The 15823-nt window shown below is 45.0% G+C and carries 14 protein-coding genes; 13 read left to right on the top strand and 1 reads right to left on the bottom strand.

Translation table 11 applies throughout. From position 1 onward, the window contains the following. Positions 1 to 1091: 1091 nt before the first annotated feature. The 5 genes from C2M17_RS07460 to C2M17_RS07480 all read left to right on the top strand — a co-directional run bounded on the left by C2M17_RS07460 (position 1092) and on the right by C2M17_RS07480 (position 6095). A complete protein-coding gene (locus C2M17_RS07460) occupies positions 1092 to 2348 on the top strand; it encodes an HlyD family efflux transporter periplasmic adaptor subunit (RefSeq protein WP_105200200.1) in 1257 nt (418 codons plus the stop codon). Between the two features lie 180 nt (positions 2349 to 2528). Beyond that, positions 2529 to 2678, top strand: coding sequence for a class IIb bacteriocin, lactobin A/cerein 7B family (locus C2M17_RS07465; RefSeq protein WP_105200201.1), 150 nt, complete (start codon positions 2529 to 2531; stop codon positions 2676 to 2678). A 367-nt stretch (positions 2679 to 3045) separates the two neighbouring features. Then, on the top strand, positions 3046 to 3492 hold the full coding sequence (locus tag C2M17_RS16200; RefSeq protein WP_105200202.1) for a CPBP family intramembrane glutamic endopeptidase: 447 nt from the start codon (positions 3046 to 3048) through the stop codon (positions 3490 to 3492). A gap of 33 nt (positions 3493 to 3525) precedes the next feature. Continuing rightward, positions 3526 to 5670, top strand: coding sequence for a peptidase domain-containing ABC transporter (locus C2M17_RS07475; protein ID WP_105200203.1), 2145 nt, complete (start codon positions 3526 to 3528; stop codon positions 5668 to 5670). 239 nt (positions 5671 to 5909) lie between these two features. Next, positions 5910 to 6095 (top strand): hypothetical protein, encoded by a 186-nt coding sequence (locus tag C2M17_RS07480; RefSeq protein WP_105200307.1) that lies wholly within the window; start codon positions 5910 to 5912, stop codon positions 6093 to 6095. Between the two features lie 2407 nt (positions 6096 to 8502). Here C2M17_RS07480 and suhB read toward each other — a convergent pair. Further along, positions 8503 to 9306 carry an inositol-1-monophosphatase gene (gene suhB, locus C2M17_RS07490; protein WP_105200205.1) on the bottom strand — a complete coding sequence of 268 codons (804 nt, stop codon included), beginning with the start codon at positions 9304 to 9306 and terminating at the stop codon, positions 8503 to 8505. A gap of 214 nt (positions 9307 to 9520) precedes the next feature. Between suhB and trmJ the strand changes: the two genes are divergently transcribed. The 8 genes from trmJ (at position 9521) to fdx (ending at position 15772) form a co-directional block, all read left to right on the top strand. Next, positions 9521 to 10252: a tRNA (cytosine(32)/uridine(32)-2'-O)-methyltransferase TrmJ gene (gene trmJ, locus C2M17_RS07495; RefSeq protein WP_105200206.1), complete on the top strand. Its 732-nt coding sequence runs from the start codon at positions 9521 to 9523 to the stop codon at positions 10250 to 10252. Positions 10253 to 10415: 163 nt separating this feature from the next. Further along, positions 10416 to 10907 carry a Fe-S cluster assembly transcriptional regulator IscR gene (gene iscR / locus C2M17_RS07500; protein WP_105200207.1) on the top strand — a complete coding sequence of 164 codons (492 nt, stop codon included), beginning with the start codon at positions 10416 to 10418 and terminating at the stop codon, positions 10905 to 10907. A 32-nt stretch (positions 10908 to 10939) separates the two neighbouring features. Continuing rightward, positions 10940 to 12157, top strand: a complete 1218-nt coding sequence (locus tag C2M17_RS07505) for an IscS subfamily cysteine desulfurase (RefSeq protein WP_105200208.1) — start codon at positions 10940 to 10942, stop codon at positions 12155 to 12157. 34 nt (positions 12158 to 12191) lie between these two features. Further along, positions 12192 to 12575, top strand: a complete 384-nt coding sequence (gene iscU / locus C2M17_RS07510) for a Fe-S cluster assembly scaffold IscU (protein WP_105200209.1) — start codon at positions 12192 to 12194, stop codon at positions 12573 to 12575. A gap of 9 nt (positions 12576 to 12584) precedes the next feature. Next, a complete protein-coding gene (iscA, locus tag C2M17_RS07515) occupies positions 12585 to 12908 on the top strand; it encodes an iron-sulfur cluster assembly protein IscA (RefSeq protein ID WP_105200210.1) in 324 nt (107 codons plus the stop codon). Between the two features lie 92 nt (positions 12909 to 13000). Further along, positions 13001 to 13528 carry a co-chaperone HscB gene (hscB, locus tag C2M17_RS07520; RefSeq protein ID WP_105200211.1) on the top strand — a complete coding sequence of 176 codons (528 nt, stop codon included), beginning with the start codon at positions 13001 to 13003 and terminating at the stop codon, positions 13526 to 13528. Between the two features lie 39 nt (positions 13529 to 13567). Further along, positions 13568 to 15430 carry a Fe-S protein assembly chaperone HscA gene (hscA, locus tag C2M17_RS07525; RefSeq protein ID WP_105200212.1) on the top strand — a complete coding sequence of 621 codons (1863 nt, stop codon included), beginning with the start codon at positions 13568 to 13570 and terminating at the stop codon, positions 15428 to 15430. 3 nt (positions 15431 to 15433) lie between these two features. Next, positions 15434 to 15772 carry an ISC system 2Fe-2S type ferredoxin gene (gene fdx / locus C2M17_RS07530; protein ID WP_105200213.1) on the top strand — a complete coding sequence of 113 codons (339 nt, stop codon included), beginning with the start codon at positions 15434 to 15436 and terminating at the stop codon, positions 15770 to 15772. Positions 15773 to 15823 lie beyond the last annotated feature (51 nt).

The following is a 15823-nucleotide window of genomic DNA, read 5'->3' on the forward strand; positions in this document are numbered from 1 at the left end:
ATGGCGCATAATTTATCGGGATAAAATCCCGACCTACAGGGCAATATGCTCCTGCATTGCATTGGTCATTTGTAGGTCGGAGCTCTGCGCCGACATGGTGAGAATGGCGCATAATTTGTCGGGATAAAATCCCGACCTACAGGGCAATATGCTCCTGCATTGCATTGGTCATTTGTAGGTCGGTGCTCTGCGCCGACATGGTGAGAGTGGCGCATAATTTATCGGGATAAAATCCCGACCTACAGGGCAATGTGTTCCTGCATTGCATTGGTCATTTGTAGGTCGGTGCTCTGCGCCGACATGGTGAGAGTGGCGCATAATTTATCGGGATATAATCCCGATCCTCACAGCAAAAGCTGGGTTAGAAATAAACACCAATGTATCAGCCCAATCCCCTTACATTGCACCCGAAACGCGCTACGAGAAGTGTAATCGCCAGCACGATGCTGGCGAAAACATGCTCAGTGCAAGAACGCACTGTGCATGTTGGTTACCTTCATTTCTCGTAGGGCGCTGAGGAAAAAGTGCAATGTTGGAGTACGGGGGGATTTAAAAGGGGGAATCGTATCATTCCCCCCTTTTAGTGCCGTCGTCACCACGACAACCAAAGAGGGGTAAATTAACTTGGGTGCTAATAATTCATCCATGAAGCCGTGATCCTTGTCGGCATCCATGCCTCCACCGCCCGGCCTTGCGCAGTGCTTAAGGCGTTCGCTTACTAAAAATAGTCCACTGGACTATTTTCTAAACGTGCTTACCCTCGTGCTGCGACGATTATCAATCGTCGGTCACCCGTCGCCCTCGCTATCAACAACACACTCCACAACAAAAGCCGAGATCGAAAGCGCGAATCAAAACGGGGAGGGGTATACCTGCGAGTTTGATGAGGCTCGGTTGGAAAGCTCTGCTGTAATTTTTTGCAAGTATTATGATGGATAGCTTTTTGCCTTGTCCTGATTTCGCTCGCGACGTTTTAAACGCCTTAGAGAAACGTTAATTTTTTTATCAATGTCGTAACAATGAGTTGACATCCCCCCCCCCTATTACCTGAAAATGGAACGGTTGTTAAATAATTTACTATGGAATGGTAAATGCCGTTATTTAGAAAGGAAGCAGTCTCTCACCAAAGTGAGCGTTTAACCGGGGCGATCACCCTTGCTCAGCCCTTGTCTATTAAGCTAACAGTCGTAATCTTAGTTGCTATTGCCATCGCAATTATCGCTTTTTTATTTACTGCCGAATATTCTCGCAAAGAAACCGTTCGTGGCTTTTTAATGCCCAATAAAGGGGTTATCAAAAGTTTTGCCACTCAAGGTGGCACGATAGACAGCCTATTCGTAAAAGAAGGCGATGTTGTTAAAAAAGGTCAAGCCTTGGCGACTGTGATCATCCATCAAAATAGTGCCGATGGTTTAAGCTTAAGTAGCCAGTTACAAAAGCAACTAACCTCACAGCTAACGTTACTTGATGAAGAGATAAACCAATACCAGTCTATTCAAGCAAAAGAAAAGCAAAACTTAGAAAACAAAGCCTCAGCGTTAAAGAGTGAAAAAATAGCCCTAGAGAGCCAACTTACGCTTGCGAACGAAAAACTGAAATTATTATTGGCTCAACAAAAAGATGTTGAACTGTTAAATAGCAACGGCTTTATTTCAAAATTTGAGAAAGAAAGCCAGCAACAAGCGCTGTTAGAAGCACAGCAAGAAAAACAAAATATTGCGCGTTTGCTGCTGCAGCAAAACAACCAAATCAATCAAACTGCTTTTGATACAGCGAACTTACCTCAACAATATACACTGCGCATTAATAGCTTATTGCGTGAAAAAGCGGATATTGAAAACCAACTAGCGCAAGTTCAAAACAGCCATAGTTACAGGGTAACAGCCAGTCATGCTGGCACAGTGACTGGCATTCAAGTAGTTGAAGGTGAAACACTTTCCCCTTCAAAAGCACAATCAAAACCGTTATTACACATTTTGCCTGAGGGTTCTGAATTAGTTGCAGAGCTGCTGTTACCGACTCGCAGCGCCGGCTTTATCGCCAAAGGGCAAGTCTCTCGGCTACGTTTTGATGCCTTTCCTTATCAGCGTTTCGGGTTTATCGAGAGTGAAATTACCCGAATAGATCGAGCGCTTATCGCCCCAAATGAAGTGCAACTGCCAATTGCCTTACAAGAGCCCGTTTATCGCTTACGAGCCAAATTGACCAAACAGCAAATGCAAGCTTATGGTCAAGCATTTGAACTAAAAAGCGGCATGTTATTCGAGGCCGATATTATGCTTGAGCAACGTACGCTGATTGAGTGGTTATTAGAGCCAATTTACAGCCTAAAAGGGCGTGTGAGTTAGCGTTAGTCCAGTTAAAAAGAGTTTTGATTACGGGTGTTGTCACCCGTGAACAAAAAGGAGGCCAACGTTAGTCAACTTTAGCCGGAAAACTAACGTTAGCTAATTAACAGCTCACATGTTGTGAGCATATTAATCACCCATAAACTTTTAACAGAATATGGGCACAAGGAGTATAACAAAATGCGTGAACTAAACGTAAATGAAATTGAAGAAGTAAATGGCGGTAATCCCGCCGCTGTCGTTATTGCCGTCTGCGGGGCAATTTCTGCTGCCGAAATGGTTTTTGATTTTATGGCTGGTGTTGATGAAGGTCTGCGAGGAGACGCATAAGGAGAGAATTAAGTTTACTAGAGATTAACTCTGTAGAGGGTGGAAGTATTGCCAGAGAAGCAGGGCAAGCCGTAGGTGGGGCAATTCGAGATCTTGGGGAAGCACTTGCTGATGCGGCGGAGAGTGTTATTGAATGGTGGCTACCAATAGCTCAGGAAATTAACGAACATACAAGGTAATAGTATATAGGTGGCGAAAGCCACCTATATGTTGGAGTTTTTATGGTTAAACTGGTTTTAGAAAGTTTGTTTGTCGTTTTTTTATCTTTCCTTGGTGTCTTTGTTGTTTATTTATTAAAACCAGATGCTCACGATTATTTTTATTCATCCGCTATGTATTTTTCTATGTCTGTTTTTATATTTTTTAAATGGGCCGAGTAAAAATTCTTGGGTGGGGTGAGTCCCCTTTTAATTTTGAAGGCTTCAAGTGGTTAGTAATTTGTTTATTTTCCTTGTTATTTATAGATTCATTTTATAACAAGTCTTGTTACTTTTTTGAATTGGCTTGCTCTATTAATGATAGTGGCGGTGAGGTTCTTGGTCTTATTTTTACACTAATTCTGGCCCCAGTAGTCGAAGAGCTACTTTTTAGGGGGGTTATTTTTAACCACTTTAAAAGCAGCGTTGGCATCGTTAAATCAGCAACTGTAAGCTCTCTTTCATTTTCAATCATTCACTTTGGGATGGGAGCATATGAATTGATGGTAATGTTCTTTAGTGGATTTGTTTTTTGTTATTTAGTGGGCAGGTTTAGAAATGGAATATATTACTCTATTACACTTCACTTTCTTATTAATTTTATAAGCTTATTTTAGTTCTTTGGGTTTATAAAAATTACAATGAGCAGAATGCGAGAAAATACATTGAATTTTGGTTTCAATTCAACAACTCCTTTAATCCTCCAATCCGAAATAGCTGAATGTGGCCTTGCTGCAATGGCGATGATCGCAAGTTATCACGGCCATAAACTTGATATGCCCGCGATGCGCAAGCGCTTTTCAGCCAACCTTAAAGGCATGAACCTTCAGCAGCTTATTGAACTGGGTGATAGTTTAGGGTTAGCCAGCCGTGCTTTACAATGCCCGCTTGATGAAATACATAAACTAAAAACACCCTGTATTCTGCATTGGGATATGAATCACTTTGTTGTGTTGACAAAGGTTTCAGGTAAAGGCGCTAGGGCCAAGTTTGCAATCAATGATCCTGCCGTGGGAAAGCGTACATTAACGGCTGAAGAGTTTAGCAAGCACTTTACTGGCATTTGTTTAGAGCTTACGCCAACCAGCAAATTTGAAGTAAAAGAAGAAAAAGCCAAAATGAAGTTCACGCAATTGTGGTCTTCAATGTCGGGTTTAAAAACAGGGCTGGTAAAGCTGATAGGGCTATCGCTTGTTCTCCAATTATTCGCCTTAATGACCCCTTATTATATGCAGTGGGTGGTGGATGAAGTCTTAATCAGTTTTGATAAGCCACTCCTTACCGTATTAGCGATAGGTTTTGCCTTAATAGCCATTATTTCAGTGGTGACTAATGCCGTGCGAAGCTGGTTGATATTAAGGCTTTCCAGCTTGCTCAATATGCAAATGGGTGTCAATCTGCTTCGTCATTTATTGCGTTTGCCCATGAATTATTTTGAGTCGCGGCATGTGGGCGATATTGTGTCCCGTTTTGGCTCACTTGCGCAAATACGTGAACGCATTACCACTGGCTTTGTTGAAACTTTAGTCGATGGGGTGATGGCAATAACCGTGCTGGTGATGATGGCACTTTATTCTATCAAGCTAACAGCAGTGGTTCTTGGCGCAATAGTGCTTTATACCTTAGTGCGACTAGTCTTGTATCGTCCGCTACATCAAGCGACCGAAGAAATGATTCAAGCCTCAGCTAAAGAGCAATCAAACTTTTTAGAAAATATTCGTGGTATGCAAACCATTAAGCTTTTTGGTAATGAGTCGCAAAGACAGGGAATATGGCAAAACCGTTATGCGGAAGTGATCAACAGTGAAATTCGTTTGGGGCGCTTAAAGATAAGTTTTGATTCATTTAATAAGTTACTGTTTGGCTTGGAAAATGTACTTGTTATTTATCTTGCTGCCCAGTTAGTGATGAATAATAGCTTGTCTGTGGGTATGGTTTTAGCTTTTATCGCCTATAAAAATCAACTCACACAGCGTTTTGCCAATTTAATAGAGCAGATTATTCAATTTAAGATGATGCGGCTGCATCTTGACCGTATTGCCGATATTGCACTCACTGAACAAGAGGCGAATCGAGAAGGTGAGATGGCATATTCTTCAGGAATAGAAAACAAGAAGAAAGGCCAACTTACGCTTGAAAATATTAGCTTTAGTTACGGTGAAGAGCGGACGCCGATATTGACAGACATAAACCTTTCGCTTGATGCTGGTGATTCGATAGCGATCACCGGGCCATCAGGGGCGGGTAAAACCACCTTGATGAAAATTATGCTTGGGCTATTGCAACCTGACTCGGGAAAGGTGTTGTTAGATGGTAGGGATATTACCCAGCTAGGGCTAAAGAACTACCGTAAGCAAATTGCTGCTGTGATGCAAGATGATACTCTGCTTGCTGGTTCTATTGCTGACAACATCAGTTTTTTTGACCCGCAACCGAACTACTTAAAAATAGAGCAATGTGCGCATTTAGCGGCTATTCACGATGATATTACTCAAATGACCATGGGCTATAACTCCTTGGTTGGGGATATGGGCTCAAACCTATCGGGTGGTCAAATCCAACGATTGCTGCTTGCTCGCGCCTTGTATCAGTCGCCATGCGTGCTCTATATGGATGAAGCCACAAGCCACTTGGATAAAGGCAATGAAGCCAAGATCAGTGAGCAAATACAGCACCTACCAATAACGCGAATTATGATAGCTCACCGCCAAGAGACCATTAATATGGCTGACAAGGTGTGTGAGCTTAAAAATGGTGGGTTGGTCGATATGCAAGTAGATAAAGAAAGTGCTTGAGCCAATTTACAGCTTAAAAGGCCGAGTAAGCTAATAATTTATCTGAATTAAAAGAATTTTTCTTGCAAGATCAATATCGAAGGTCTTGCTTGGAAATAAAGCGGCTGACTTTAGTCAACTTTAGCGAGAACAACTAAAGCCAGCCTAATTAACTGCTCCTTCTCATGCTGAGATTGAGCGAACTAATCACCCGACACGCTTGACTAAAAAGAAAGGTCGGATAAATGGAGTACAGCATTATGCGTGAACTAAACGTAAATGAAATTGAAGAAGTAAATGGTGGTTGTGCAGAGCATTGCTGGGGGGATTTTTCATCAGAAGATTTTTCTTCAGCAATATCAGCAGGTAGTTTGTTAGGCGCTAGAGGGGCACTTGTTGCAGGTGCTGTATATTTAGCAGCAGTAGCTTGGTTTGATCTAAAATAGTGAGATATAAAGTATTTTTAATGCAAATTATTGTGACTTTTTTTATATGGTTTTCTCTTAACTGGCTATATGAAAATTTTATCAACTTTGCAGATGAATTATATGAGTTTGTTTATTATATGATCATAGCCTTAATTGTTGTTTACTTTAATGTAAAGCTGAGATCTCACTTTTTGAAAGATAAACAATAATAGTTTTAATATGATGGCTTATAGGGACTTAAGCTCATCATATTTTTAATTAGTTTGGAATTAATACTTAGTATAAATATGTCTATTGGTTTTAATTTTGTAATGATGTTAAAGAAGAGGAAACAGACACGCTGCCAACGCTGTTGTTTATCATATGATAACTCATTGCCTAAATGCCCGCATTGTTTCCACTTGGAGGATAATCAACTATCGGAAAACAGGTCTAAAAATCAAAAAAAAATTCATAATATGGGTAAGCTTTTCATTGTTTTCTCACTTTTATTATTTTTTTTCTTACTAATATCTTTTTGTTTTTAAGGATAAAAAATCAACAAACATCAGTTTTTTGACCCGCAACCGAACTACTTGCGAATTCAACTCCGAAGTGCACCACTCCCATAACTAGGCAGCCTGCGTAGCTCTTTAAACACAACAGTGCATAAAGTGGTCAGGCCTTGTTTTTTGCACATTGTGCATATTGCACAGTTCAAGACCTGGCCTTTAGACTCAGCTTATAGAGCAAATCTAGCGTTTCGAAATAGCGTCAATCAAGCTGGACACTGGGCCGTAAGTACAATCGCGGGTGGTTATTTTTGGGATAAAGCAAAAGAATATACAGCGGCGGTTCCTTAGCAAGGTTGGTTTGACAGCTCAGTCACAAAAGTGACCGAGCAAAAAAGAAGGGTTTCCTTATGGTTTATAAGTTTGGCTTTTTGTTATTGTGTTTTCTTTTTGGTTTTTATTTTAGAAGCTATGGATTAGATATTTTTAGCGTGGGAGTGGTGTCTTTTTTTTGTGCTCTAGGAGTAAAGCTTTTCGTAGAGAAGATAGACTTCTGGATTAGGAAAATATTAGGCTGATTATTTCGTACAACATTCTTGTTTTTTTTAAATTATAATTTCCAATTAAGTTAATATTGCATAAAGTAGTCAGGCCTTTTTTTGCACATTGTGCACATTGTGCAGTTCAAGTCCTGACTCCTTAGACTGTTCGCTGGATTAGCACTAACTGTAAATGTGTAGGTGGCTGGGCTTTTTTAGTTTCAGTTGCTGTAACTGATTTTTATATAATGGAAAATTAATAAATGCGGTGCGTTCCTTTCCCAATTTTGGAGCTAGTATGTTTGTAAAAAGAAAAGGTGTCTCTCAACCAAGTAGTAGCACGTATCTGTTTATTGGCTGTTGTTTTGGTATTTCTATCGGAATCATGATTGGCATGATTATTTTTTCATAATTTAAACTCTGCTTTAATGCGGATAGCATTGACTAGAGCATAAAGGGGTCATAGTACCCTCTTTAATTCTGATAGTTGAAGAGGGTTATAAAGAGATATAAATATGAATGATTTAATTTCAACGATTCTCTTCCTTGTAGGCTTTTCTTTAGTTTTTAATGTCTTTATCAACCTAGACTGGAGTGCAAAGTTGAACTCCGACTTTATAAGGGTCGCGGGTGCGAACTTGAATTCTGTGGACATTAGGCGAGGCTTATGGGGCCAATTTTTATTAATTTTTTCGTTAATTATAGGCGACCCAAGCCTGCTTTAATAGGCATATAGGAATCACCTATAGCACACGACCAGTGCTTGAACCGCAAGGGCAACCTGGTTGCTTCCACCATGCAAGAAGGGGTGATGCGTGAAAGGTAATGGCTCTTGTCGAACCGCCGACTGTAGCGTTTTTGTAGGTGATCTACGCCGACAAGGGTGAGAATGGCGCATATTTGTCGGGATAAAATCCCGACCTACAGGGCAATATGCTCCTGCATTGCATTGGTCATTTGTAGGTCGGTGCTGTGCGCCGACATGGTGAGAGTGGCGCATAATTTGTCGGGATAAAATCCCGACCTACAGGGCAATGTGTTCCTGCATTGCATTGGTCATTTGTAGGTCGGTGCTCTGCGCCGACATGGTGAGAGTGGCGCATAATTTGTCGGGATAAAATCCCGACCTACAGGGCAATATGCTCCTGCATTGCATTGGTCATTTGTAGGTCGGTGCTGTGCGCCGACAAGGTGAGATTGATTGAGGATTTTGTCGGGATTATCGGCAATGTGCTACGCATTGCTAATTGTCGGCCTAGAAGACCGACCTACAACCATGGCGGTAAAATCCCGACTTACAGGGCAATTGCTCCTGCATTGCTAATTGTCGGCGGCAAAGGCCGACCTACAAGGCCGACCTACAAGGTTGGTGCTTGGCACCGACAAAGCACATCATTATTTCAATAATGACTCGGTTAGTACCGGGCGAATTTCTTTTATAAGGGCTTGAGCTAGTTTTGGAGAGCCACAGACTATGTTACCGCTCTTCTCAAAGTTTGCACCACCGGCGAAGTCCATCACCAAACCACCTGCTTCTTTAACAAGTAGCTGACCTGCGGCTGTATCCCAAGGTTTCAAACCAATTTCGAAGAAGCCATCAACGCGACCGGCAGCTACGTAGGCCATATCCAGCGCTGCAGAGCCCGCGCGACGAATATCAGAGGTGTGTACGAATAGGGCTTTAAAGGCTTCCATATAGGCATCCATATGGTGCTTGTGCTTGAACGGGAAACCTGTTGCCAGCACGGTACCAGACAAGTCTTTGGCGTTGCTTACACGGATACGCTTGCTGTTAAGCTGGGCGCCTTGACCACGGCTGGCGGTGAAAAGCTCACCACGGATTGGGTCATAAACAACCGCTTGTTCGATGCGACCTTTTACCTTAAGGGCAATCGATACACAGAAATGCGGGATATCTTGGATAAAGTTAGTGGTGCCGTCGAGAGGATCGACAACCCATAGGTAATCTGCGTCAGAACCTTCAAGTTGACCTAGTTCTTCACCCACAATGCTGTGGTTTGGGTACGCTTTTAAGATGGTTTCGCGAATAACGGCTTCAGCCTCTTTGTCGACGTTAGTCACAAAGTCGTTGTTGCCTTTTTGAGTGGCTTCAACTTTTGATAAATCTTCACAGGCGCGCAAAATCACCTTACCTGCGTTTCGCGCAGCGCGAATCGCAATGTTTAACATTGGATGCATAGCATTACCTTTGGGTTGTAAAAGAACAATATTTTGAGCCGGCGTATTCTAACGATTTTACTGACAAAGTAAATAAAGTTCGTAAAAATAATTGCTGTTTTTTTAACCGCAATGCATCTTTGGGGGTAAAGATGGAGGAAATTTCAACTCCTGCTGGCAAGGCTTATGATAAACTAGCGCGCAAATTGGTTATTGAAAGCATAAGCACATCACTATGGCGTTAGAGAATATTCGCATTGTATTAGTTAACACCTCACATTCGGGCAATATCGGCTCCGCCGCACGGGCGATGAAAACCATGGGCTTTAGCAGCCTGTATCTGGTCGACCCGGCCTGTGAAATCGACAGTCATGCCAGTGCCTTGGCGGCCGGTGCCACGGATATTCTTGGCACTGCAACCACAGTCTCGACCTTAGAAGAAGCTCTTGAAGGCTGTAGTCTGGCGATTGGCACCAGTGCGCGCTCACGCACCCTGAGCTGGCCCATGGTTGACCCTCGTGGCTGTGGCGAAAAGCTGGTTAGTGAGTCTCAGCAAGGCCCTGTGGCCCTGGTCTTTGGTCGTGAAAACAGCGGTCTCAGTAATGATGAACTGCAACTGTGTAATTTTCATGTTTGTATTCCCGCGAACCCAGAGTACAGCTCACTGAACTTGGCTATGGCGGTGCAAACCCTGTGCTATGAAACCCGCATGCAGTTCCTTGATAGGCAAGAGCAGGTGGTTGAAGAAGATGAAGCCGAATACCCGAGCAACGAGCAGATGCAGCGCTTTTATGAGCATCTGGAAAAAACCTTTGGCGACACCGGCTTTATCATTAAGCAGCACCCGGGTCAGGTTATGACCAAGCTAAAACGCTTGTTTAACCGAGCGCGTCCAGAGCAACAGGAGCTGAACATTTTGCGTGGCATGTTGACCTCGGTCGACAAGCAGATGAAAGACCCTAAATAAAGGGTCAAATCCATACTTTTCAAAGCGGATAAATACTTGACTAAATCACTCAGGTATTTACAATGTGAATGAATACCCGAGTATTTCACTCAAGTACTAGTAAATACTTGACTCTAATACTCAGGTAATTAAAATTCACACTCTTGATGAGTATGGGGGCGTTATGAAGTTAACATCTAAAGGCAGATATGCGGTTACCGCTATGCTCGATGTTGCGCTACACACAGATGTTGGGCCCGTTCCCCTTGCCGACATTTCCGAGCGGCAAGAAATCTCCTTGTCTTATCTGGAGCAATTATTCGCGCGTTTGCGTAAGCAAGGTTTGGTGACCTCGGTACGAGGCCCTGGCGGCGGTTATTTGCTCGGCAAAGAGGCCAGTGCCATTTCCGTGGGTGATGTGATTAGCGCCGTAAATGAGTCGGTGGATGCCACTCGTTGTCATGGTGCTGAGGGCGGCTGCCAAAGTGGTATGCGTTGCCTTACCCACACCCTGTGGACTGAGTTAAGTCAGCGCATTGAAGAATTTTTACATGGCATCACGTTAGCCGAGTTGGTCAATAAGTCCGACATTAAAGAAGTGGCCCAGCGCCAGGATAAAAGCCTAAGTGATGCCCTGAGCAAGTTAGAGAATATAGAAGTCAGCTGTCAATTGTGAGCAACTCCAGGGTTGCCGTGAGCGGAGAAAGTATGAAGTTACCAATTTATTTAGATTATGCAGCAACAACGCCAGTGGACTCGCGCGTTGCCGAAGAAATGATGCAATGCCTGACAATGGAAGGTAATTTTGGTAACCCAGCATCACGTTCGCACCGCTTTGGTTGGCAGGCCGAGGAGGCAATCGATCAGGCGCGTCACGATATCGCTGAGCTGATTAATGCCGATCCACGCGAAATCGTATTTACTTCGGGTGCCACAGAGTCAAATAACTTGGCCATCAAAGGTGCCGCTAACTTCTACAAGAAGAAAGGCCAGCACATTATTACCGTGCGCACCGAGCATAAAGCGGTAATCGACACTTGTCGTGAGCTTGAGCGTCAAGGTTTTGAAGTAACCTATATGGACGTGGAAGCTAACGGTCTGCTTGATCTGAAAAAGCTTGAAGCCGCCATGCGCGATGACACCATCCTAGTAAGCGTAATGCACGTAAACAACGAGCTAGGTGTGATTCAAGACATCGCCACCATCGGTGAGATGTGCCGAGAGCGCAAGATCATGTTCCATGTTGATGCTGCACAAAGCGCTGGCAAGGTGAAAATTGACCTGCAAGAGCTGAAAGTTGATTTCATGTCCTTCTCTGGCCACAAGGTCTATGGTCCTAAGGGTATTGGTGCCCTTTACGTGCGTCGTAAGCCACGTGCTCGCCTAGAAGCGCAAATGCACGGCGGTGGTCACGAGCGCGGTATGCGTTCGGGCACTCTAGCCACGCACCAGATCGTCGGCATGGGTGCGGCTTTCCGCATCGCTAAACAAGATTTCGATAAAGATCACGCCCATATCAGTGCCTTACGCACTCGTCTAATCGACGGCATTATGAAGGATATGGACGAAGTATACTTCAACGGTGCACCAGAGCACTCTGTGCCTGGCATAGTCAATATCAGCTTCAACTTCGTTGAAGGTGAGTCGCTGCTAATGGCAGTTAAAGACATTGCGGTTTCTTCAGGTTCAGCCTGTACATCGGCCAGCCTTGAGCCTTCATACGTATTGCGTGCCCTAGGTCGTAACGATGAGTTGGCGCACAGTTCAATCCGTTTCAGCATTGGTCGCTTTACCACCGAAGAAGAAATCGACTACACCGTTAAACTTATTAAAGAGTCTATTAGCCGACTTCGTGAGATGTCTCCACTTTGGGAGATGCATCAGGAAGGGATTGATTTAGAGTCGGTTGAGTGGGCACATCATTAAGCCTTGGCAGTAACAAGGTAGCGAGGTAAAAGTTATGGCATACAGTGATAAAGTAATAGATCACGTAGAGAATCCACGTAACGTTGGCTCTCTTGACAAAAATGATCCAAGCGTAGCGACGGGCATGGTTGGTGCACCGGCGTGTGGTGACGTAATGAAGCTACAAATCAAGGTTTCTGAGCAAGGCGTTATTGAAGACGCGAAGTTTAAAACTTACGGTTGTGGTAGTGCCATTGCATCATCATCATTGGTAACCGAGTGGGTTAAGGGCAAGACTCTTGACGAAGCTGCGGAAATCAAAAACACCGACATCAGCGCCGAGCTTGAGTTGCCACCGGTGAAAATCCACTGTTCAATTCTGGCAGAAGATGCGATCCAGGCAGCGATTAAAGATTACAAGAGTAAACACGGCAAATAAGGCAGTAGTATGGCAATCACCTTAACAGATGCAGCGGCGGAGCGCGTAAAATCCTTTCTAGACAATCGTGGTAAAGGATTGGGTCTGCGTGTGGGCATTAAAACCACAGGCTGTTCAGGGCTTGCCTACGTTCTTGAGTTTGTTGATGAACTTAGCGAAGGTGATGAAACCTTCGAACACAAGGGCGTAACGGTCGTTGTCGACGCAAAGAGCCTGGTATACATAGATGGTACCGAGCTGGACTTCACCAAAGAAGGTTTAAACGAAGGGTTTAAATTCAATAACCCGAACCAAAATGGTGAATGTGGTTGCGGCGAGAGCTTTACCGTATAACGGCACTTATTGGGCAAGGCGTTGCTCAGGATCAGGTATTGTATTCGCTTAAGCCCTACCTTATGTAGGGCTTTTCGTTATAAAGGTTTTTCATGCGTTATTTTGAATTGTTTTCGATCCCGGTAAATTATGACGTCGATCTGCAAGTGATCGGCGCCCGCTATTTAGATTTGCAACGGGCGGCGCATCCGGACCGACACAGTGGCGGCAGTGAGCGAGAAAAGCTGCTGGCGGTGCAAAAAACGGCGGAAATTAACGATGCCCTGCAAACCCTTAAGCACCCCCTTAAACGCGCCGAATATATGCTGGCCGAGTTAGGTCTGGAAATTCGTGGCGAGCAGCAAACCCTGCAAGATCCTATGTTCTTGATGCAGCAAATGGAGCTGCGTGAAGAGCTTGAAGAGGTCAAGACAAGCGATGACCCAGATGCGGCGATTGCCAAGCTAGAGCAGCACATTAAAGAGTTGAACAACGAATACAGCAATGAGCTGCAAAGTCTATTAGCCAGCCAGGATGAAAATGATTGGCAAAAAGCGGCGGATAACGTGCGAAAACTCAAGTTTGTTTTTAAATTAAAAGACGAGCTGGAGCGCATTGAAGATGAATTATTTGACGACTAGTGACTAATCAGCATTGAGTAAAAAGGTTTTATAACACACATGGCATTACTGCAAATTGCTGAGCCGGGGCAAAGCACGGCACCTCATGAACATAAACTCGCGGTAGGTATCGATCTAGGTACCACCAACTCCTTGGTGGCCACGGTGCAAAGCGGCGAGGCCAGAACCCTCACCGATGAGCTGGGTAACGCCATGTTGCCTTCCGTTGTGCGCTATTTAGAGCAAGGCCATGTGGTTGGCCAAGAAGCTGCGGTTCATGCCGCAGACGACCCGCATAATACCCTGATTTCAGTTAAGCGTTTCCTAGGTAAAACCCAGGCGGAAATAGAAAGTAGCTATGGTCAATTGCCCTATGAATTCAGCGATGACAACGGCAGTTTGCATATTCGTACCCGCCAAGGCAATATCAGCCCGGTACAGGCATCGAGCGATATCTTAAACGCCCTGCGTGAGCGTGCCGAGCAAAGCTTCGGTGGCGATACCATTACCGGCGCGGTGATCACTGTTCCTGCCTATTTTGATGATGCCCAGCGTCACAGTACCAAGGATGCGGCGCAACTGGCCGGCATCAAGGTGCTGCGCCTATTGAACGAGCCAACCGCCGCGGCGGTAGCCTATGGCCTGGACTCGGGCCAGGAAGGGGTAATCGCCGTGTATGACCTGGGCGGTGGAACCTTTGATATTTCTATCCTGCGCCTCAATAAAGGGGTCTTTGAAGTGCTGGCTACCGGTGGTGACTCAGCCCTCGGCGGTGATGATTTCGATGCGTTATTAGTTGAATACTTTAAGCAGCAAACTTCAGCTCAAAACCTATCGGCCAATACCCTGCGTTTATTTATCAATAAAGCGAAAGCCTGTAAGGAAGCACTTACAAACTACGCCAAAGTCAATGTTGGCCTGGAGTTCGATGGACAAACGCATACAGTTGAAGTCACGCGTGAATTATTCGCCGAACTGGCTCTGCCCCTGGTGAAGAAAACCCTGCGTAGCTGTCGTCGTGCCCTAAAAGATGCCGGAATAGGCACCGATGAGGTACTAGAGGTAGTAATGGTGGGCGGCTCGACCCGCATGCCTATCGTGCGTGAGCAGGTGGGTGAGTTCTTTGCTAAAGAGCCGTTAACCAGCATAGACCCGGATCGCGTTGTGGCCATTGGTGCCGCCATTCAGGCGGATATCCTGGTAGGCAACAAGCCGGAAGCGGATATGTTGCTGTTGGACGTATTACCCCTGTCTCTTGGTTTGGAAACCATGGGTGGCCTGGTCGAGAAGATCATTCCTCGCAATACCACCATTCCGGTAGCGCGCGCGCAGGAATTTACCACCTTTAAAGACGGGCAAACGGCCATGTCACTGCATGTGCTGCAAGGCGAGCGTGAACTGGTTGACGATTGTCGCTCTTTGGCTAAATTCAGTCTTAAAGGTATTCCGCCTATGGCCGCCGGTGCGGCGCATATTCGCGTGACTTTTAATGTGGATGCCGACGGTCTGCTAAGCGTGACTGCGATGGAGAAATCCACCGGCGTACAGGCGGAAATTCAGGTGAAACCTTCATTTGGCTTATCCGATGATCAGGTAGCCGAGATGCTTAAGTCCTCGATGAGCAACGCCAAAGAAGATATGCAGGCGCGTATGCTCAAAGAGCAACAGGTAGAAGTCTTACGCGTACATGAAGCTTTGGAAGCATCGCTTGCCACCGACAGCCACTTACTGGACGAGCAAGAACTGGCGACGCTACGTGAAGCCATGGCAGAGATGCAGGCGATCAGTGCCAGCACCACAGAGCCACAAAAGATTAAAGACGCCATCGAAAAGGTGGATGCGGCGAGTAGCGAATTTGCCGCCCGTCGTATGGATGCATCAATTAAAAAGGCCTTGAAAGGCCAATCAGTAGATGAGGTATAAGCAATGCCACAAATTATCTTTTTACCCAATGAAGAGCTATGCCCAGAGGGCGCAGCCATCGAAGCCAAGGCCGGTGAGACGGTATTGGATGTGGCGCTTAAAAATGGCATCAGCATTCCTCATGCCTGCGAAAAGTCCTGTGCCTGTACTACCTGCCATGTGATTATTCGTGAGGGCTTTGACTCCTTGGAAGAAAGCGATGAGCTTGAAGATGACATGCTGGATAAAGCCTGGGGGCTAGAGTCTGAGTCGCGCCTGGGTTGCCAGGCCAGAGTAGCCGACGAGGATTTGGTGGTTGAGATCCCCAAATACAACCTCAATATAGTGAATGAAGAGCATTAAGCTTTCACGCATGTAAATTAGAAAAAGCCGCTGTATCATAGAATCAGCGGC

The organism is Pseudoalteromonas sp. T1lg10, assembly GCF_002964545.1.
GTDB lineage: Bacteria > Pseudomonadota > Gammaproteobacteria > Enterobacterales > Alteromonadaceae > Pseudoalteromonas.